The sequence below is a fragment of the Synechococcus sp. R55.3 genome (assembly GCF_047461975.1).
Taxonomy (GTDB): domain Bacteria; phylum Cyanobacteriota; class Cyanobacteriia; order Thermostichales; family Thermostichaceae; genus Thermostichus.
Genome location: NZ_JANSIG010000012.1, coordinates 20973 through 35193, shown reverse-complemented (window position 1 = coordinate 35193; position 14221 = coordinate 20973). Strand labels below are relative to the sequence as shown.

At 57.2% G+C, this 14221-nt stretch carries 9 protein-coding genes and 1 CRISPR repeat array; of the genes, 6 read left to right on the top strand and 3 right to left on the bottom strand.

Annotation, left to right across the window (positions count from 1 at the left end):
* Window positions 1-41: 41 nt before the first annotated feature.
* A CRISPR array of direct repeats spans window positions 42-4760; the repeat unit is 36 nt; unit sequence GTTTCCAATTTCTAGGGATCCCCCCGAAGGGGGAAC.
* 272 nt (window positions 4761-5032) lie between these two features.
* Complete coding sequence (locus NW849_RS03395; protein WP_414355911.1) at window positions 5033-5938, bottom strand: cation diffusion facilitator family transporter; 906 nt, start codon at window positions 5936-5938, stop codon at window positions 5033-5035.
* A 143-nt stretch (window positions 5939-6081) separates the two neighbouring features.
* On the opposite strand from NW849_RS03395, the gene NW849_RS03390 reads away from it, so the two are divergent.
* Complete coding sequence (locus tag NW849_RS03390) at window positions 6082-7488, top strand: UDP-glucose dehydrogenase family protein (protein ID WP_414355910.1); 1407 nt, start codon at window positions 6082-6084, stop codon at window positions 7486-7488.
* A gap of 23 nt (window positions 7489-7511) precedes the next feature.
* Window positions 7512-8459 (top strand): UDP-glucuronic acid decarboxylase family protein, encoded by a 948-nt coding sequence (locus NW849_RS03385; protein ID WP_414355909.1) that lies wholly within the window; start codon window positions 7512-7514, stop codon window positions 8457-8459.
* Between the two features lie 48 nt (window positions 8460-8507).
* On the opposite strand, the gene NW849_RS03380 is transcribed toward NW849_RS03385, so the two are convergent.
* Window positions 8508-8888, bottom strand: a complete 381-nt coding sequence (locus tag NW849_RS03380) for an ArsR/SmtB family transcription factor (RefSeq protein ID WP_414355908.1) — start codon at window positions 8886-8888, stop codon at window positions 8508-8510.
* Window positions 8889-9016: 128 nt separating this feature from the next.
* Between NW849_RS03380 and NW849_RS03375 the strand changes: the two genes are divergently transcribed.
* The 4 genes from NW849_RS03375 (at window position 9017) to NW849_RS03360 (ending at window position 12781) form a co-directional block, all read left to right on the top strand.
* Window positions 9017-9733 (top strand): MBL fold metallo-hydrolase, encoded by a 717-nt coding sequence (locus NW849_RS03375; RefSeq protein ID WP_011433521.1) that lies wholly within the window; start codon window positions 9017-9019, stop codon window positions 9731-9733.
* Window positions 9734-9864: 131 nt separating this feature from the next.
* On the top strand, window positions 9865-10332 hold the full coding sequence (locus NW849_RS03370; RefSeq protein WP_414355907.1) for a DUF29 domain-containing protein: 468 nt from the start codon (window positions 9865-9867) through the stop codon (window positions 10330-10332).
* Between the two features lie 56 nt (window positions 10333-10388).
* Window positions 10389-10970 (top strand): rhodanese-like domain-containing protein, encoded by a 582-nt coding sequence (locus NW849_RS03365; protein ID WP_414355906.1) that lies wholly within the window; start codon window positions 10389-10391, stop codon window positions 10968-10970.
* The gene (locus NW849_RS03360) at window positions 10967-12781 is read left to right on the top strand and encodes a SulP family inorganic anion transporter (RefSeq protein ID WP_414355905.1); all 1815 of its coding nucleotides are present in this window, start codon (window positions 10967-10969) and stop codon (window positions 12779-12781) included. The genes NW849_RS03365 and NW849_RS03360 overlap by 4 nt, the downstream gene beginning before the upstream one ends.
* On the opposite strand, the gene NW849_RS03355 is transcribed toward NW849_RS03360, so the two are convergent.
* A complete protein-coding gene (locus NW849_RS03355; RefSeq protein ID WP_414355904.1) occupies window positions 12759-14018 on the bottom strand; it encodes a hypothetical protein in 1260 nt (419 codons plus the stop codon). The genes NW849_RS03360 and NW849_RS03355 overlap by 23 nt on opposite strands.
* Window positions 14019-14221: the final 203 nt, after the last annotated feature.

Genomic DNA, 14221 nt, shown 5'->3' with positions numbered 1-14221 from the left:
GAACTGGCGATATAGTCACCTAGGCTGTTGTAAACGAACACGTTTCCAATTTCTAGGGATCCCCCCGAAGGGGGAACTGGCGATATAGTCACCTAGGCTGTTGTAAACGAACACGTTTCCAATTTCTAGGGATCCCCCCGAAGGGGGAACCCTCCTTCGTAATAATTACGAATGGGAAGCTCTCCCATGCGGTATTCCAATTTCTAGGGATCCCCCCGAAGGGGGAACCCACCTTTCAACCCCATTGGCTTAGCCAACAAAAGGTTGACGGATTCCAATTTCTAGGGATCCCCCCGAAGGGGGAACCCTTTCAGAATTAACTCTACCGCAGTTATCTGTAAACAAGATTCCAATTTCTAGGGATCCCCCCGAAGGGGGAACCCATGCGGGAGGCTCGCCGGGCAGTGGAAGATCTTCGCTTCCAATTTCTAGGGATCCCCCCGAAGGGGGAACCCCTTTCTACCCACCATCCAGGAGTGTGCCTACTAAGCACTTCCAATTTCTAGGGATCCCCCCGAAGGGGGAACCCTTAGGCGCTAGCTAGTCTGTTCCCAGTTGATGATCTGCTTCCAATTTCTAGGGATCCCCCCGAAGGGGGAACGTTGGAGGTTCGCTTATGTCTGTTAGCCTTCGTCTGAGTTTCCAATTTCTAGGGATCCCCCCGAAGGGGGAACAGCCAACATTTCCTAATAGTAAATGGTTTGTATTAAAGTTTCCAATTTCTAGGGATCCCCCCGAAGGGGGAACTACGCCTACAAGATTCCAGGTGAACGCCCTCACTATGAGGTTTCCAATTTCTAGGGATCCCCCCGAAGGGGGAACTATACAGCGTACAGACCAGGGGATTCAGTTTAATTTTGTTTCCAATTTCTAGGGATCCCCCCGAAGGGGGAACAGGAGCAGCCCTGAATAAGGAAGTCCGCTCTGGCCTGGAAGTTTCCAATTTCTAGGGATCCCCCCGAAGGGGGAACGGTCCGCACCATAAATGGCCGTGAGTACTACTGGAACTTGTTTCCAATTTCTAGGGATCCCCCCGAAGGGGGAACGAGGCCTCGCGTAAGCTGCCCGTTATGAGAAACTTGCGGGTTTCCAATTTCTAGGGATCCCCCCGAAGGGGGAACTTGTCCTCATTCGTTCATTCTAAATCAAGCAGGCGAGTTTCCAATTTCTAGGGATCCCCCCGAAGGGGGAACCTGATTGACCAACTTCATTTCGTCCTCGATGCGCTCCCTAGTTTCCAATTTCTAGGGATCCCCCCGAAGGGGGAACCATTGCTAACGTAATCGGAGTAGGCTTAGCCTACGAAGTAATGTTTCCAATTTCTAGGGATCCCCCCGAAGGGGGAACAAGGTAGCCTTTTTATTTTTAGATTGAGCCTACACTTGTTTCCAATTTCTAGGGATCCCCCCGAAGGGGGAACAACCGAAGAGCTTGGCCAGAGCCCGCAAAAAGATGGCGATGTTTCCAATTTCTAGGGATCCCCCCGAAGGGGGAACTACGGAACCCTCTTTCTGTGACCTCCACCCGCTTCCTGAAGTTTCCAATTTCTAGGGATCCCCCCGAAGGGGGAACTAGGAGGAGTTAAACTAGACCAAGAGCTTTCAAGATGTTTCCAATTTCTAGGGATCCCCCCGAAGGGGGAACTTCTATCCCGATGAGGGAGGAGGATTCCATGCAACTGGTTTCCAATTTCTAGGGATCCCCCCGAAGGGGGAACCCCGCGTTGCGGTATCAAGCACTGTTGTTGATGTTATAGTTTCCAATTTCTAGGGATCCCCCCGAAGGGGGAACAGGTTAGGAAACTATTTAGTTACCGGGATAAAGAAATCGACTGTTTCCAATTTCTAGGGATCCCCCCGAAGGGGGAACCTGTGAGTAATTGAAGCACCAATCCTCGAAGCTTGACGGTTGTTTCCAATTTCTAGGGATCCCCCCGAAGGGGGAACCCGCCCGAGAAAGTTTCCCAAAGTATCGGGAGGCTGCTAAAGTTTCCAATTTCTAGGGATCCCCCCGAAGGGGGAACTTGGGTGGTTCATAGAGTTTCTTACCAAAGCTGTAAGCGTAGTTTCCAATTTCTAGGGATCCCCCCGAAGGGGGAACCAGTTAACCTCCCTTTTCAGGGATAAAAGAACACCCAGGTGTGGTTTCCAATTTCTAGGGATCCCCCCGAAGGGGGAACCTTGATAAGTACAGCTTCGATTGGGACAATTATTCCTGGCGTTTCCAATTTCTAGGGATCCCCCCGAAGGGGGAACCGCTAACACGCCGGTGCCCATATATCCAGTAGTATGTATAAAGGGTTTCCAATTTCTAGGGATCCCCCCGAAGGGGGAACCAATACTAAACGTAATTAATAGCTATGTTAATAAGAATATGGAGTTTCCAATTTCTAGGGATCCCCCCGAAGGGGGAACCGCCGATGGAAGATACCTGCTCGCCATTCCCTACCACGAAGTTTCCAATTTCTAGGGATCCCCCCGAAGGGGGAACCAGCTAATCTAGTTCTCTTTCAAAGGCTGCCAATCAGGCAGGTTTCCAATTTCTAGGGATCCCCCCGAAGGGGGAACCGTTCCTCTACGTGCCTTTTCATACAGGCACGTTTATAGAGTTTCCAATTTCTAGGGATCCCCCCGAAGGGGGAACATCTTGGGCGCCTATGGGGTGACCGGGGTTTGTTGGGAGAGGTTTCCAATTTCTAGGGATCCCCCCGAAGGGGGAACTTTCTTCCCACGAAAGGGAGGTACATTATGAAGATGAGTTTCCAATTTCTAGGGATCCCCCCGAAGGGGGAACCGTTTTGTGATCATGATGGCCATTTCAACCTCCAACTGGCAGGTTTCCAATTTCTAGGGATCCCCCCGAAGGGGGAACCCTGCTGATGTTCCAGAAGACGCGGTGATTGTCTGGGGGATTTCCAATTTCTAGGGATCCCCCCGAAGGGGGAACCGGCTGTCGACGGTCCAAACGTAGTCGGGATCCGTCGATATTTCCAATTTCTAGGGATCCCCCCGAAGGGGGAACCTGTATTTGGGGTCGACCTTGAAGTCTTCTGTTACTACGACGTGATTTCCAATTTCTAGGGATCCCCCCGAAGGGGGAACCTAGAAAGAACACCCAGGTGAAATACCTGGGTGTTGGGGTTTCCAATTTCTAGGGATCCCCCCGAAGGGGGAACCTCGATACGCAGTCTAATCAGACTGCGCAGAGCTTTGTTTGTTTCCAATTTCTAGGGATCCCCCCGAAGGGGGAACCTATTAAATACAGTACCAGCAACTCTAATGTGTATGTAAGTTGTTTCCAATTTCTAGGGATCCCCCCGAAGGGGGAACAAAGGGAATAAAGAACACCCAGGAGATAATCCTGGGTGGTTTCCAATTTCTAGGGATCCCCCCGAAGGGGGAACGCTGGATGGCCCGCCTCCACTCAAAGAAGAGCTCTTTTCCAATTTCTAGGGATCCCCCCGAAGGGGGAACCGTAGTGCTGTTAGGTGGGCTGGGGGGGAGTTGGGTCTTTTCCAATTTCTAGGGATCCCCCCGAAGGGGGAACCAACAATTTGGTACAGACTGCATTCGTATTAACGGGGTATTTCCAATTTCTAGGGATCCCCCCGAAGGGGGAACCTCACCGACCTCGAACAGTGGGATCCCGTCGAACTCACATTTCCAATTTCTAGGGATCCCCCCGAAGGGGGAACCAAGACTGCGGGTTTTTACCATCTTAGAGACCTGTAGGTCTTTCCAATTTCTAGGGATCCCCCCGAAGGGGGAACCAGTATAACGTTATGTACGCATTCAGCGTACAGTCCAACATAGTCTTTCCAATTTCTAGGGATCCCCCCGAAGGGGGAACCCAGCAGAAGCTAGAGCTAATGAGGAGAATAGAAGTCAACTTTCCAATTTCTAGGGATCCCCCCGAAGGGGGAACCGTACACAAACGGAGCTGACCATACGGATGCGGTAATTCTTTCCAATTTCTAGGGATCCCCCCGAAGGGGGAACGAGGTAGTAATGCATAGGCTTCTGCACTTAAGCTTGTACGTGAGCTTTCCAATTTCTAGGGATCCCCCCGAAGGGGGAACCTTTACTAGGGCTTCCCAGTAAAGACCTCGATATTGAGGTCTTTTTCCAATTTCTAGGGATCCCCCCGAAGGGGGAACCCCGTCCTTACACCAATGCCTGAGAGGGGTTGGTGAGTTTTCCAATTTCTAGGGATCCCCCCGAAGGGGGAACACCTCGAACAGTGGGACCCCGCCGAGATTTCCGGTGGGATCGTTTTCCAATTTCTAGGGATCCCCCCGAAGGGGGAACCACGTCATCTGTGAAGATTTGATTCCACAGGCTTATCGATAATTTTTCCAATTTCTAGGGATCCCCCCGAAGGGGGAACCTGGAGCAGTTTGAACAGTTTGATCCGGATAAGCTTCGAGCTTTCCAATTTCTAGGGATCCCCCCGAAGGGGGAACCCTAAGGAGGATTGTATGATTATCTATCGCTATGCTTACCTTTCCAATTTCTAGGGATCCCCCCGAAGGGGGAACTGTTGAACTAGAGCAACTGGTTCAGCTGTCTCACTTGGTCTTTCCAATTTCTAGGGATCCCCCCGAAGGGGGAACCTTCAAGCACGACTATGCTATTCTCCCGTACTAGACGCTTTCCAATTTCTAGGGATCCCCCCGAAGGGGGAACCCCGAGGTATAATTCTAACTTCCCGATCTGCAATCATAGCTTTCCAATTTCTAGGGATCCCCCCGAAGGGGGAACCCCCACCCCTATTAAAGCCAAGCAGGGCAAGGGATGCAAGACCCATTTGCGAGGGATCCGGAAAAAAGGGGGCAAAAAGAGTTTCGGCGAGGGGGTTTTGGGGCCGGAAAGCCTTGTGGCACAAGGCGTCGAGGGATCCGACGAAAGAATGGGCTTTTCCGAGATTTTGAGGGACGCTCGCAGAGGCGTTGATACCGTTTTGGTGTTCTTTTGGAAACATCAGGATCCCTGAGGTTTGGCTAGGCTATCTGTTGGCAGGTGGCAAGCTCTCGCTAGGGTTGTTCGATATGGGAGCGGGGCTCCAGGTGGATGAGGATCCGCGCCGGCCCGTAGCGCCCTTGCAGGAGGTGTTCGACTTCCTCAGTGAGGCGGTGGGCGGACTCAATGTCCTGTGGCTCCACCACCAGGTGCATCTCGATAAAGACCATTTCCCCTGGGATCCCGCGGGAAGTGATGTCATGGCAGTCGAGCACGCCTGGCACGCTCAGGATCAGATCCCGCAGGGCCTCAGAGGGGATCGCCACCCGGTCGGTGAGGTAGGGAAGATTCTCCTGCAGCACTTCCCAGCCGCTTCGGAGCACCAGCAGCGCCACCGGCAAAGCCAGGGCTTGATCCAACCAAGGGATCCCCCAATAATGCATGCCGGCCAACCCCAGCAACACCGTCAGCGTCACCCCAACGTCGCTGAGGGTATGGCGCGCATCGGCCAACAGCAGCGAGCTGGACAGAGCTTTGCCCCAGCGGTGCTCGTAGAGGGTGACAAAGACATTAATGCCCAGCACGCCCACCATCATCCCCAAGGTCAGCTCATCGATCTGCAGGTGGGGCTGGGGCTCCCAAAACCGCTCCACGGCTGTGCGCAGGATCTCCAGGCTGGCCATCCCCAAAAAGGCGGCGATCCCCAGCGCTCCAATGGCTTCAAACTTGCGATGGCCGTAGGGATGGTCGTCATCGGGCTCTGGCGAAGAAAAGCGCACGGCCACCAAGCCCAAAATGTTGCTGGCGCTGTCGGTGGAGCTGTGTAGGGCATCGGCAATGAGGCTCAGGGATCCCGTCGTCAGCCCCAGGGTGAACTTAATCAAAAACACCAGAACATTCAGTCCCAGCGTGACGTACAGCACCCTCTGCACTTGGCGCTGGCGGCGGCTGGCTATGGCAGCAGAATCCAGAAAGCTCACTGCAGCTCGAGCGGGGATCCGCAGATGTCCTGCTTTATTCTGCCACCGACCTCAATGGGGGTAAGGGATCCCAGGGGAGTGGGGTATCCTAACGGTGAGCTGCGGGGGCATGGGGGCCATCCGTTCGGGAGCAAACGCTGAGTATGCACGTTGCCGTAGTAGGGGCTGGATACGTGGGCCTGGTTACAGGAGCCTGCCTGGCTCACCTGGGGAATAGCGTTATCTGTGTGGACAACAACCCCGCTAAGATTGAAGGGCTGCAGCGGGGTCGCCTGCCTATCTACGAGCCCGGCCTAGAGGAGCTGGTGCGGGAGGAAACTGGGGCAGGTCGGCTGCACTTTACCACCGATCTGGGCCTTGGGATCCGGGCCAGCGAGGTGGTGTTTATTGCCGTGGGCACCCCCGCTCTGCCCAGCGGGGAGCCGGATCTGCGCTATGTGGAAGCGGTGGCGCGGGAAATTGGCCAGCACCTGGACGAGCGCTACCGAGTCATTGTCAACAAATCCACCGTGCCCATTGGCTCCGGCGACTGGGTGCGCATGCTCATTCTGGACGGGGCCGCTGAAGCTGCCAAGCAGCGGCTGAGCAGCCGGGAAGTGGGGAGGGATCCTGAGGCCAGATCTCTCACCTTAGAGCTCTCCCCTTGGACGCCGCAGTTTGACGTGGTGAGCAACCCCGAGTTTCTGCGGGAAGGCAGCGCCATCCAAGATACCTTCTACCCGGATCGGATCGTGATTGGCTCTAACAGCCCCCACGCCATTGAGATCATGCGGCAGCTTTACAAACCCATCCTCAGTCGCCAGCAGGGTCTGGGCGGGGATCCCGTGCCTTTGCTGGTCACCGACCTGGCCTCTGCCGAGATGATCAAGTATGCCGCCAACGCCTTCCTGGCCACCAAGATTAGCTTTATCAACGAAATGGCCAACATCTGCGAGCGCACCGGTGCCGACATAACCCAGGTGGCGGAAGGGATCGGCCTAGATAGGCGCATTGGCCGCGCCTTTCTCAACGCCGGCATAGGGTGGGGCGGAAGCTGCTTCCCCAAAGATCTGGCGGCTCTCATTCAAACCGCTGCTGACTACGGCTATGAGGCCAAGCTGTTGCGGGCCACGGTGGAGGTCAACCGAGAACAGCGGCAACGTTTGGTGGAAAAGCTGCAGCAAGCCCTCAAGGTGCTCAAGGGAAAAACCATTGGCCTACTGGGTCTGACGTTTAAACCCCACACCGACGACCTGCGGGATGCCCCTTCCCTGACCTTAATCGAGCAGCTCCACCGCCTTGGGGCAAAGGTGAAGGCGTATGATCCCGTTGTGTCCGCTTCAGGGATGCGGGAGGGGTTGGCCCATGTGGTGGTGGAAACGGATGTGTTTCGCCTGGCCCAAGATTGCGATGCCCTGGTGCTGGTGACGGAGTGGCCGGAGTTCTTGTCACTGGATTACCGACGGATTGCAGAGCTCATGCGGCGGCCCTTGCTCATCGATGGCCGTAACTGTCTGGATCGGGAGGCGGTGCAGCAGGCGGGCATAACCCTCATCGGAGTGGGCTGGTAGGCGCTGAGAAACAAGGGGAATTCATGAAAATCTTGGTTACAGGTGGCCTGGGATTTATTGGATCCCACTTGGTAACCCGCCTTCTGCAAGAAGGCCACTGGGTCATTTGCCTGGACAATGGCTCCACAGGCCGGCAGCTCAATGTCCAGGCCCATCTGGACAACCCCGCCTTTCAGCTCATCTGGCACGACGTGGCGGATCCCTTGCCGCCCGCTTTGGAAGAGGCCGGGATCCAGCAGATCTACCACCTGGCCTGCCCCGCTTCCCCCCCCCACTACCAAGCGGATCCCATCCGCACCATCCGCACCAGCGTCTGGGGCACCTATCACCTGCTGCAACTGGCCCAGAAAACAGGGGCTAGGTTCCTGCTGGCCTCCACCTCAGAAGTGTACGGGGATCCCCAGGTGCATCCCCAACCGGAAGACTACTGGGGCCACGTCAACCCCATTGGCCCGCGGGCCTGCTACGACGAATCCAAGCGCTTGGCAGAAACCCTCACCTTCGACTGGCAGCGGCAATACCAAACGGAGATCCGGGTAGCCCGCATCTTCAACACCTACGGCCCTGCCATGCGGGAGGACGATGGCCGCGTGGTGAGCAACTTCATCGTCCAGGCCCTACGCGGGGATCCCTTAACAGTTTATGGGGATGGATCCCAGACCCGCAGCTTTTGCTACATCTCCGACTTGGTAGAGGGCTTGATCCGGCTGATGAACAGCCCCTACCCTGGCCCCTTTAACTTGGGCAACCCCGAGGAGTTCACCATCCTGGAGCTGGCCCGGCAGATCCTTGCGCTCACGGGCAGCCCTTCTCCTGTTGTTTACCGGCCCCTGCCAACAGATGATCCCAAGCAGCGGCGGCCCGACATTCGCAAAGCCCGTGCCCTCTTGGGGTGGGAACCTCGGATCCCTTTGCAGGTTGGGCTGCAACAGACCATCCCTTACTTTCGTCGGCGGCTGGGGCTGGAATAACCTTCGGGTGCTCGCGAAATCCCAACCTACTTGAGAACCCTTTCCGCCTCAGCTCGGTTGACCTGGGTGAATGGCTGCCAGCGGCTCCAGTTGGCGGGCTTGCTGTTGTAGCCGACTCACCAACTGCCGACATACCACTTCACACAGCTCAAAGCACATGGGATCCGCAATTTGGTAATAAACACTCACCCCCTTGGGCTGACGGCTGACGATCCCTGCCTGCGCCAAGATTTTCAGGTGCTTGGAAACATTGGCCTGGCCCATGCCGGTGGCTTCCAGAATCTGGGTTACATTCTTCGGCCCAGAGCGCAACTGACACAGGATCTGCAGGCGGCTGGGTTCCGCCAAAACCTTGAAGTACTCCGCCACGCTGTTGAGAACCTGCGGCGTCAGGATCGTGCGACACTCATTCACATCCGCTCTGCTCACCGGCTTTTCCCCAATCAACAAACCTGCTTGCGCCGTTCGTCAACTTGATTTTAACACTAGATAGTTATATAGTGTTCCTAGAAAGTCCAAGTTCACGTCGGGCTTTCGATACCAGACAGGAGGGCACTATGCTATTTCGCCAACTGTTCGACGCAGAAACAAGCACCTACACCTATTTAATCGCGGATCCGGCAACTCGCGAGGCCGCGCTGGTGGATCCGGTACTGGAGCAGGTGGAGCGGGATTTGAAGCTGATTCGGGAATTGGGTCTAACCTTGAAGTACTGCCTGGAAACCCACGTTCACGCCGATCACATCACGGGAACCGGGAAGCTGCGGGAACTGACCGGTTGCCAAGGGGTGGTGCCAGTACAGGCCAAGGCTCAATGTGCAGATCGTTTCATCGGTCATGGGGAAACGCTGCAAGTGGGATCCGTCGTCATTGAAGCCATCGCTACCCTGGGCCACACCGACAGCCACATGACCTACCGCGTGAATGGGGATCGCGTCCTTACCGGAGATGCCCTGTTGATTCGCGGCTGTGGCCGCACCGACTTCCAAAGTGGGGATCCCGGCCTGATGTACGACCATGTTACCCAGCACTTGTTTACGCTGCCCGATGAGACGCTGGTCTATCCTGGCCACGACTATCGCGGGCACACCGTCTCCACCATTGGCGAGGAGAAGCGCTGGAACCCGCGCTTTGTGGATCCGGAAACGGGCAACCTGCGTTCCCGTGAGAGCTTTATTGCCCTGATGAACAGCCTCAACCTGCCCCAGCCGAAGAAGATCCAGGAAGCGGTGCCGGCCAACGAGCAGTGCGGCCAAGTGGCAGCAGCGGTTTAATTCCTTCTGGGCAGCGAGGTGCAGGGTAAGCCCCCGCCGGCTGGGGAGCCCATGTGAAACTCCGATGGTGAGGGCCCGCTGCTCTGGGTAACCTTCTCTCAATTGGCTTGCCAGAAATGGAGAGTTTGAGCGTGGATCGAGAAAGTCTCTATGAGAGCGATTTCTATGCTTGGATCCAGCAACAAGCTCAATTTCTGCGGGATCGGGCCTGGGAGAAGCTGGATCTGCCCAATTTAGTCGAGGAGATTGAATCGTTGGGCAGGCAACAGCGGCAGGAACTGCGAAACCGACTTGCAGTTTTGGTTGGGCATCTCCTCAAGTGGGAGTACCAGCCAGAGGGGAGATCCGCAAGCTGGCTCCTCACCCTCCAGCTGCAGCGGCAGGAAGTTCTGGAGCTTCTTGAAGAAAGCCCAAGTCTCAAGCCCTATTTGCCAGAGGCCATCTCCAAGTCTTACTTGGGAGCGCTGAAGCTGGCCCTGGAGGAGACCAAGCTGCCCAGAAAGATTTTCCCCAAAACCTGCCCTTATTCCTCAGAGCAAATCCTGGATAGCCGGTTTTACCCCGGTGAGCCCAGTCATTTGCTTGAGGAGGGGGATTAATCCCAAAAATCGCTGCATTTTGCATTTTAGACAACGCTAGAAGCAAGGAGACAACCATGACCGTAACCCAACAAAACCCTATCCCTTCCGCTTCGCAAGAACGGGATCCCCGTCTCAAGGAGATCGATGCCCTGACCTTAAAACAGTGGCTGGATCAGGGGCGAGTCCAGCTCATTGATGTGCGGGAGCCGGGAGAATATGCCGATGAGCGGATCCCGGGGGCCATCAACATGCCCCTATCTACCTTTGACCCGGCCAAAGTGCCTGCTTCCACGCCAGAGAAGCCGGTGGTGTTGCACTGCCGCATGGGCAGCCGCTCCATTCGGGCCAGTTGCCAGTTGCTAGACCGCGGTTGGCCGGAGGTCATTAGCCTCAAGGGAGGGATCGAGGCTTGGAAAGCGGCTAAGCTGCCTGTTACCCGCACCCAAAATGCGCCCATCTCCATCATGCGGCAGGTGCAGATTGCGGCGGGATCCCTGGTGCTCACCGGAACCCTTCTGGGGGCCTTTGTCAACTCCTGGTGGCTGCTGCTGAGTGGCTTTGTGGGCGCTGGGCTGGTGTTTGCGGGTGTAACCAACACCTGTGGCATGGCTCTGCTCTTGGCTCGCATGCCCTGGAACCGAGGTCAGTCTCTATGAACGGGATCCCTTCTACTTCCTCTGGGGGGCAAGGGATCCTGGCGCGGTACCTGCCCTTTGCTAAGGAGTCCCTTTGGGTCTTCCACTATCAACGATCAGATTTGCCGGGAGATCTGATCGCCGGCCTTGTGGTGGCTATTCTGCTGGTGCCTCAGAGCATGGCCTATGCCCTGTTGGCCGGGTTGCCCCCCCAAGTGGGCCTGTACGCCAGCATTTTGCCGGTGATCGTCTATGGACTACTGGGATCCAGCCGCGCCTTGGCGGTGGGGCCGGTGGCCATCATCTCCCTCTTGGTGGCGGCGGGGTTGGAGCCCCTGGCCGGTCGCGTCAGCGGGACGGAGTCCTTGCCGGGCAGCCCGGAGTACGGGCAGTTGGCTTTGGGCTTGGCTCTGGAGGTGGCTCTGATCCAGGGGGCTATGGGACTGCTGCGGCTGGGATTTTTGGCTAACTTTCTCAGCCATGCAGTGGTGACTGCCTTTGGCAGCGCGGCAGCCTTGATCATCGGCTTCAGCCAGCTCCGCCACCTCCTGGGGGTCAAGATCGCCAATACGGAGTCCTTCTTGCTGTTGGTGCAGCGGCTGTGGCAAAGCCTGGACAAGGTGAACTGGGCAACCTTTGGCTTGGGGCTGCTGGCCGTATCCCTGCTGGTGTACGCTCAGCGAAAGTTGCCCCACCAACTGCGGCGTTGGGGTGTGCCTCCAGGTTGGGCCTTGATTTTGACCAAGGGGGCACCGCTAGCGGCTGTGCTCGTGACCAGCCTGTTGGTCTGGGGCCTAAACCTCTCGGAGAGGGCAGGGGTATCCGTTGTTGGCTCCATTCCTTCCGGGTTGCCCCCCTTGGGCTTTCCCTCGTTGAGCTGGGGACAGTGGACAGCGCTTCTGCCCACCGCCTTGGCCATTAGCTTGGTGGGCTTCACGGAGAGCTATGCCGTGGGGCAGTCCTTGGCCAGCCAGCGGCGGCAGAAGGTGGATCCCAACCAAGATCTGGTGGCTTTGGGGGCAGCCAACTTGGCAGCAGCCTGCAGTGGCGGCTATCCGGTAACGGGAGGCATCAGCCGGTCGGTGGTGAACTTTCAAGCAGGCGCCAACAGTGGCCTGGCCTCCCTAATCACCGGCCTGTTGGTGGCTTTGACGGTCATCTGGCTGATGCCCCTGTTCACCTTCTTGCCCCAGACCACCCTGGCGGCCATTGTTCTGGTGGCGGTGCTGGCCCTGGTGGATTTTCACCCCCTGCTGCAAAGCTGGCGCTACGACCGTGGCGATGCCCTGGTTTGGTTGGTAACCTTTGCCAGTGTGCTGGGGATCGGAGTGGAGCAGGGGATCGGAATAGGGGTGTTAGTCTCCATCCTGCTCTTTCTTTGGCGGGCTAGCCGTCCTCACATTGCCATCGTGGGTCAGGTGCCCGGTACGGAGCACTACCGCAACGTGCAGCGCCATGAGGTGATTACCGATCCCCGTATCTTGGCAGTGCGGGTGGACGAGAGCCTGTTTTTTGCCAACGCAGCCTACTTGCAGGAGTATCTGCTGCGAGAGGTGGCGGCGCGACCCACAGTGGAGCAGGTGCTGCTCGTTGCCAGCGCCATCAACTTCATCGACGGCAGCGCTTTGGAAGTGCTGACCCAGTTGGTGGAACGTTTGCAGCAGGCAGGGGTGGGCTTTGCCATGGCCGAGGTGAAGGGGCCGGTAATGGATCGCCTCCAAAAGGCTGGGTTTGTGGAGAAAGTGGGCGCTGAGCGCTTCTTCCTCTCCACTCACCAGGCGATGCAAGCCCTCGGATCCCAGCAGAGCCTCAGTCAGGTGTCATCTTCCTGATCAGCACAAGGGGGGTTTGTTCAGCGGCATTGCCGGCGGGGTTCTTGCCCAGGGCTTGCTCCACCAGCTCCCGCTCTACGCCGGGGCTGGCTGCCAGGATCTTGACCTGCCCCAGATCGTTGGCATCCACGATGGCCACTTCGTAGCCCGTCTGCCGATGCAGATCCCCCACCAACTTGGCCGGATCCCGCGGCCCCAGCACGATGAACTGGTCATAGGGAGGCAGGGTGCCAGTAACGTCGTCGATGAGATCGGCCTGCTCCCCCGCCAGGGCATAAAAGACCCCCGGGATCCCCAGCAGTTTGGCCAGGGATCCCACCACAAAAGCCCACACCACCCGCCAGGCCCCGGAGCAGTCGATCAAAGTCTGCATCCCGTAGCAGCTTGAAAGACTGGTCTTGGAGGGGAAGAAGTAGCACAGGGTGCGGGCCAGCCAGCCGGGCTGCACCTGCAGGGGATGGCGGAAGTTGCCCTGGACAATAGCCACGGCGCTTTCCGAGATGGCCACCATATCGCCGGGCTGGATGTGAGGGCCTACATACCGCCGTAGCACCTCGGCCAAGTCATCGCTGGGGGTCAGCAGATGGGTGGGAACGGCGGCCCAAAGGAGGGATCCCTGCTGCTGCCAGTTCAGCTCTGGCAAGGGCTCCACCTCCTGCAACGGCAGGATGAGATGGCTGGTCTTGAGGGTGCGCCGCTGCCGCCCGTACTGAATGTAGTCCAGCTGGAGCCAGGCCGAGCGCAGATCCGCTAGCCCTTTCCCCTTCAGCTCGATCTCGACTTCTAGGCCAGTCTGGCTCTGGGGGGTGAGGATATAAGCCTGCCAGTAGTTGTCTTGCCGGGGGGGAAGATCCGGATGGCGAGAGCGCAGGCGTAGGCGGGTGTCAATGCCTTCTAGGGATCCGGCGCTGAGCAAATGCAGTCGCGGCTCCACCTGGGCCAAGGTGACTTCCAAAAGGGGGTTGAGGTTGCGAGCCACAAACTCCGCTTGAATGACCCAGTGCTCGGGGGTGTGGCGGCTGATGCGCCAGCCTTGGGGCTCCACCACCAGGTGATCGGCGGGGCGGGTCTTGAGCCAGTAGAGCAAGCTGCCCAAACTCAGCAGCAACCCGGCCACTACCTGAGCCCAGCCCCAGGGATCCCACAGCCAACGCCAAGCCCCCCATAGGCTGAGTCCTACCCCGGCCAGCACTGTGGCCAACACGCCACGATTCACCATGCTGCTGCTTGTTGCCATCGGGATCCCACTCCTCCAAGTCCTTAAACCCTGCTAAAGTCTGCCCCTTTGTCCACCACAACACCCTAGACTACAGGTACGCTCTAGCTCTTCCCCCAAACCCTAGCCATCCTACCGGGAAACCGAAGCAGGCTGCGGCGAGATCTCCACACCAATTTTTAATCTCAAACAGTTAGCTTACAAATAGATTTCATCTCAGGCTT

Excerpts from the sequence above, each read along its gene's own strand:
- NW849_RS03360 (WP_414355905.1), top strand. The coding sequence starts at position 10,967 with ATGAACGGGATCCCTTCTACTTCCTCTGGGGGGCAAGGGATCCTGGCG.
- NW849_RS03375 (WP_011433521.1), top strand. The coding sequence starts at position 9,017 with ATGCTATTTCGCCAACTGTTCGACGCAGAAACAAGCACCTACACCTAT.
- NW849_RS03355 (WP_414355904.1), bottom strand. The coding sequence starts at position 14,018 with ATGGCAACAAGCAGCAGCATGGTGAATCGTGGCGTGTTGGCCACAGTG.
- NW849_RS03385 (WP_414355909.1), top strand. The coding sequence starts at position 7,512 with ATGAAAATCTTGGTTACAGGTGGCCTGGGATTTATTGGATCCCACTTG.
- NW849_RS03365 (WP_414355906.1), top strand. The coding sequence starts at position 10,389 with ATGACCGTAACCCAACAAAACCCTATCCCTTCCGCTTCGCAAGAACGG.
- NW849_RS03390 (WP_414355910.1), top strand. The coding sequence starts at position 6,082 with ATGCACGTTGCCGTAGTAGGGGCTGGATACGTGGGCCTGGTTACAGGA.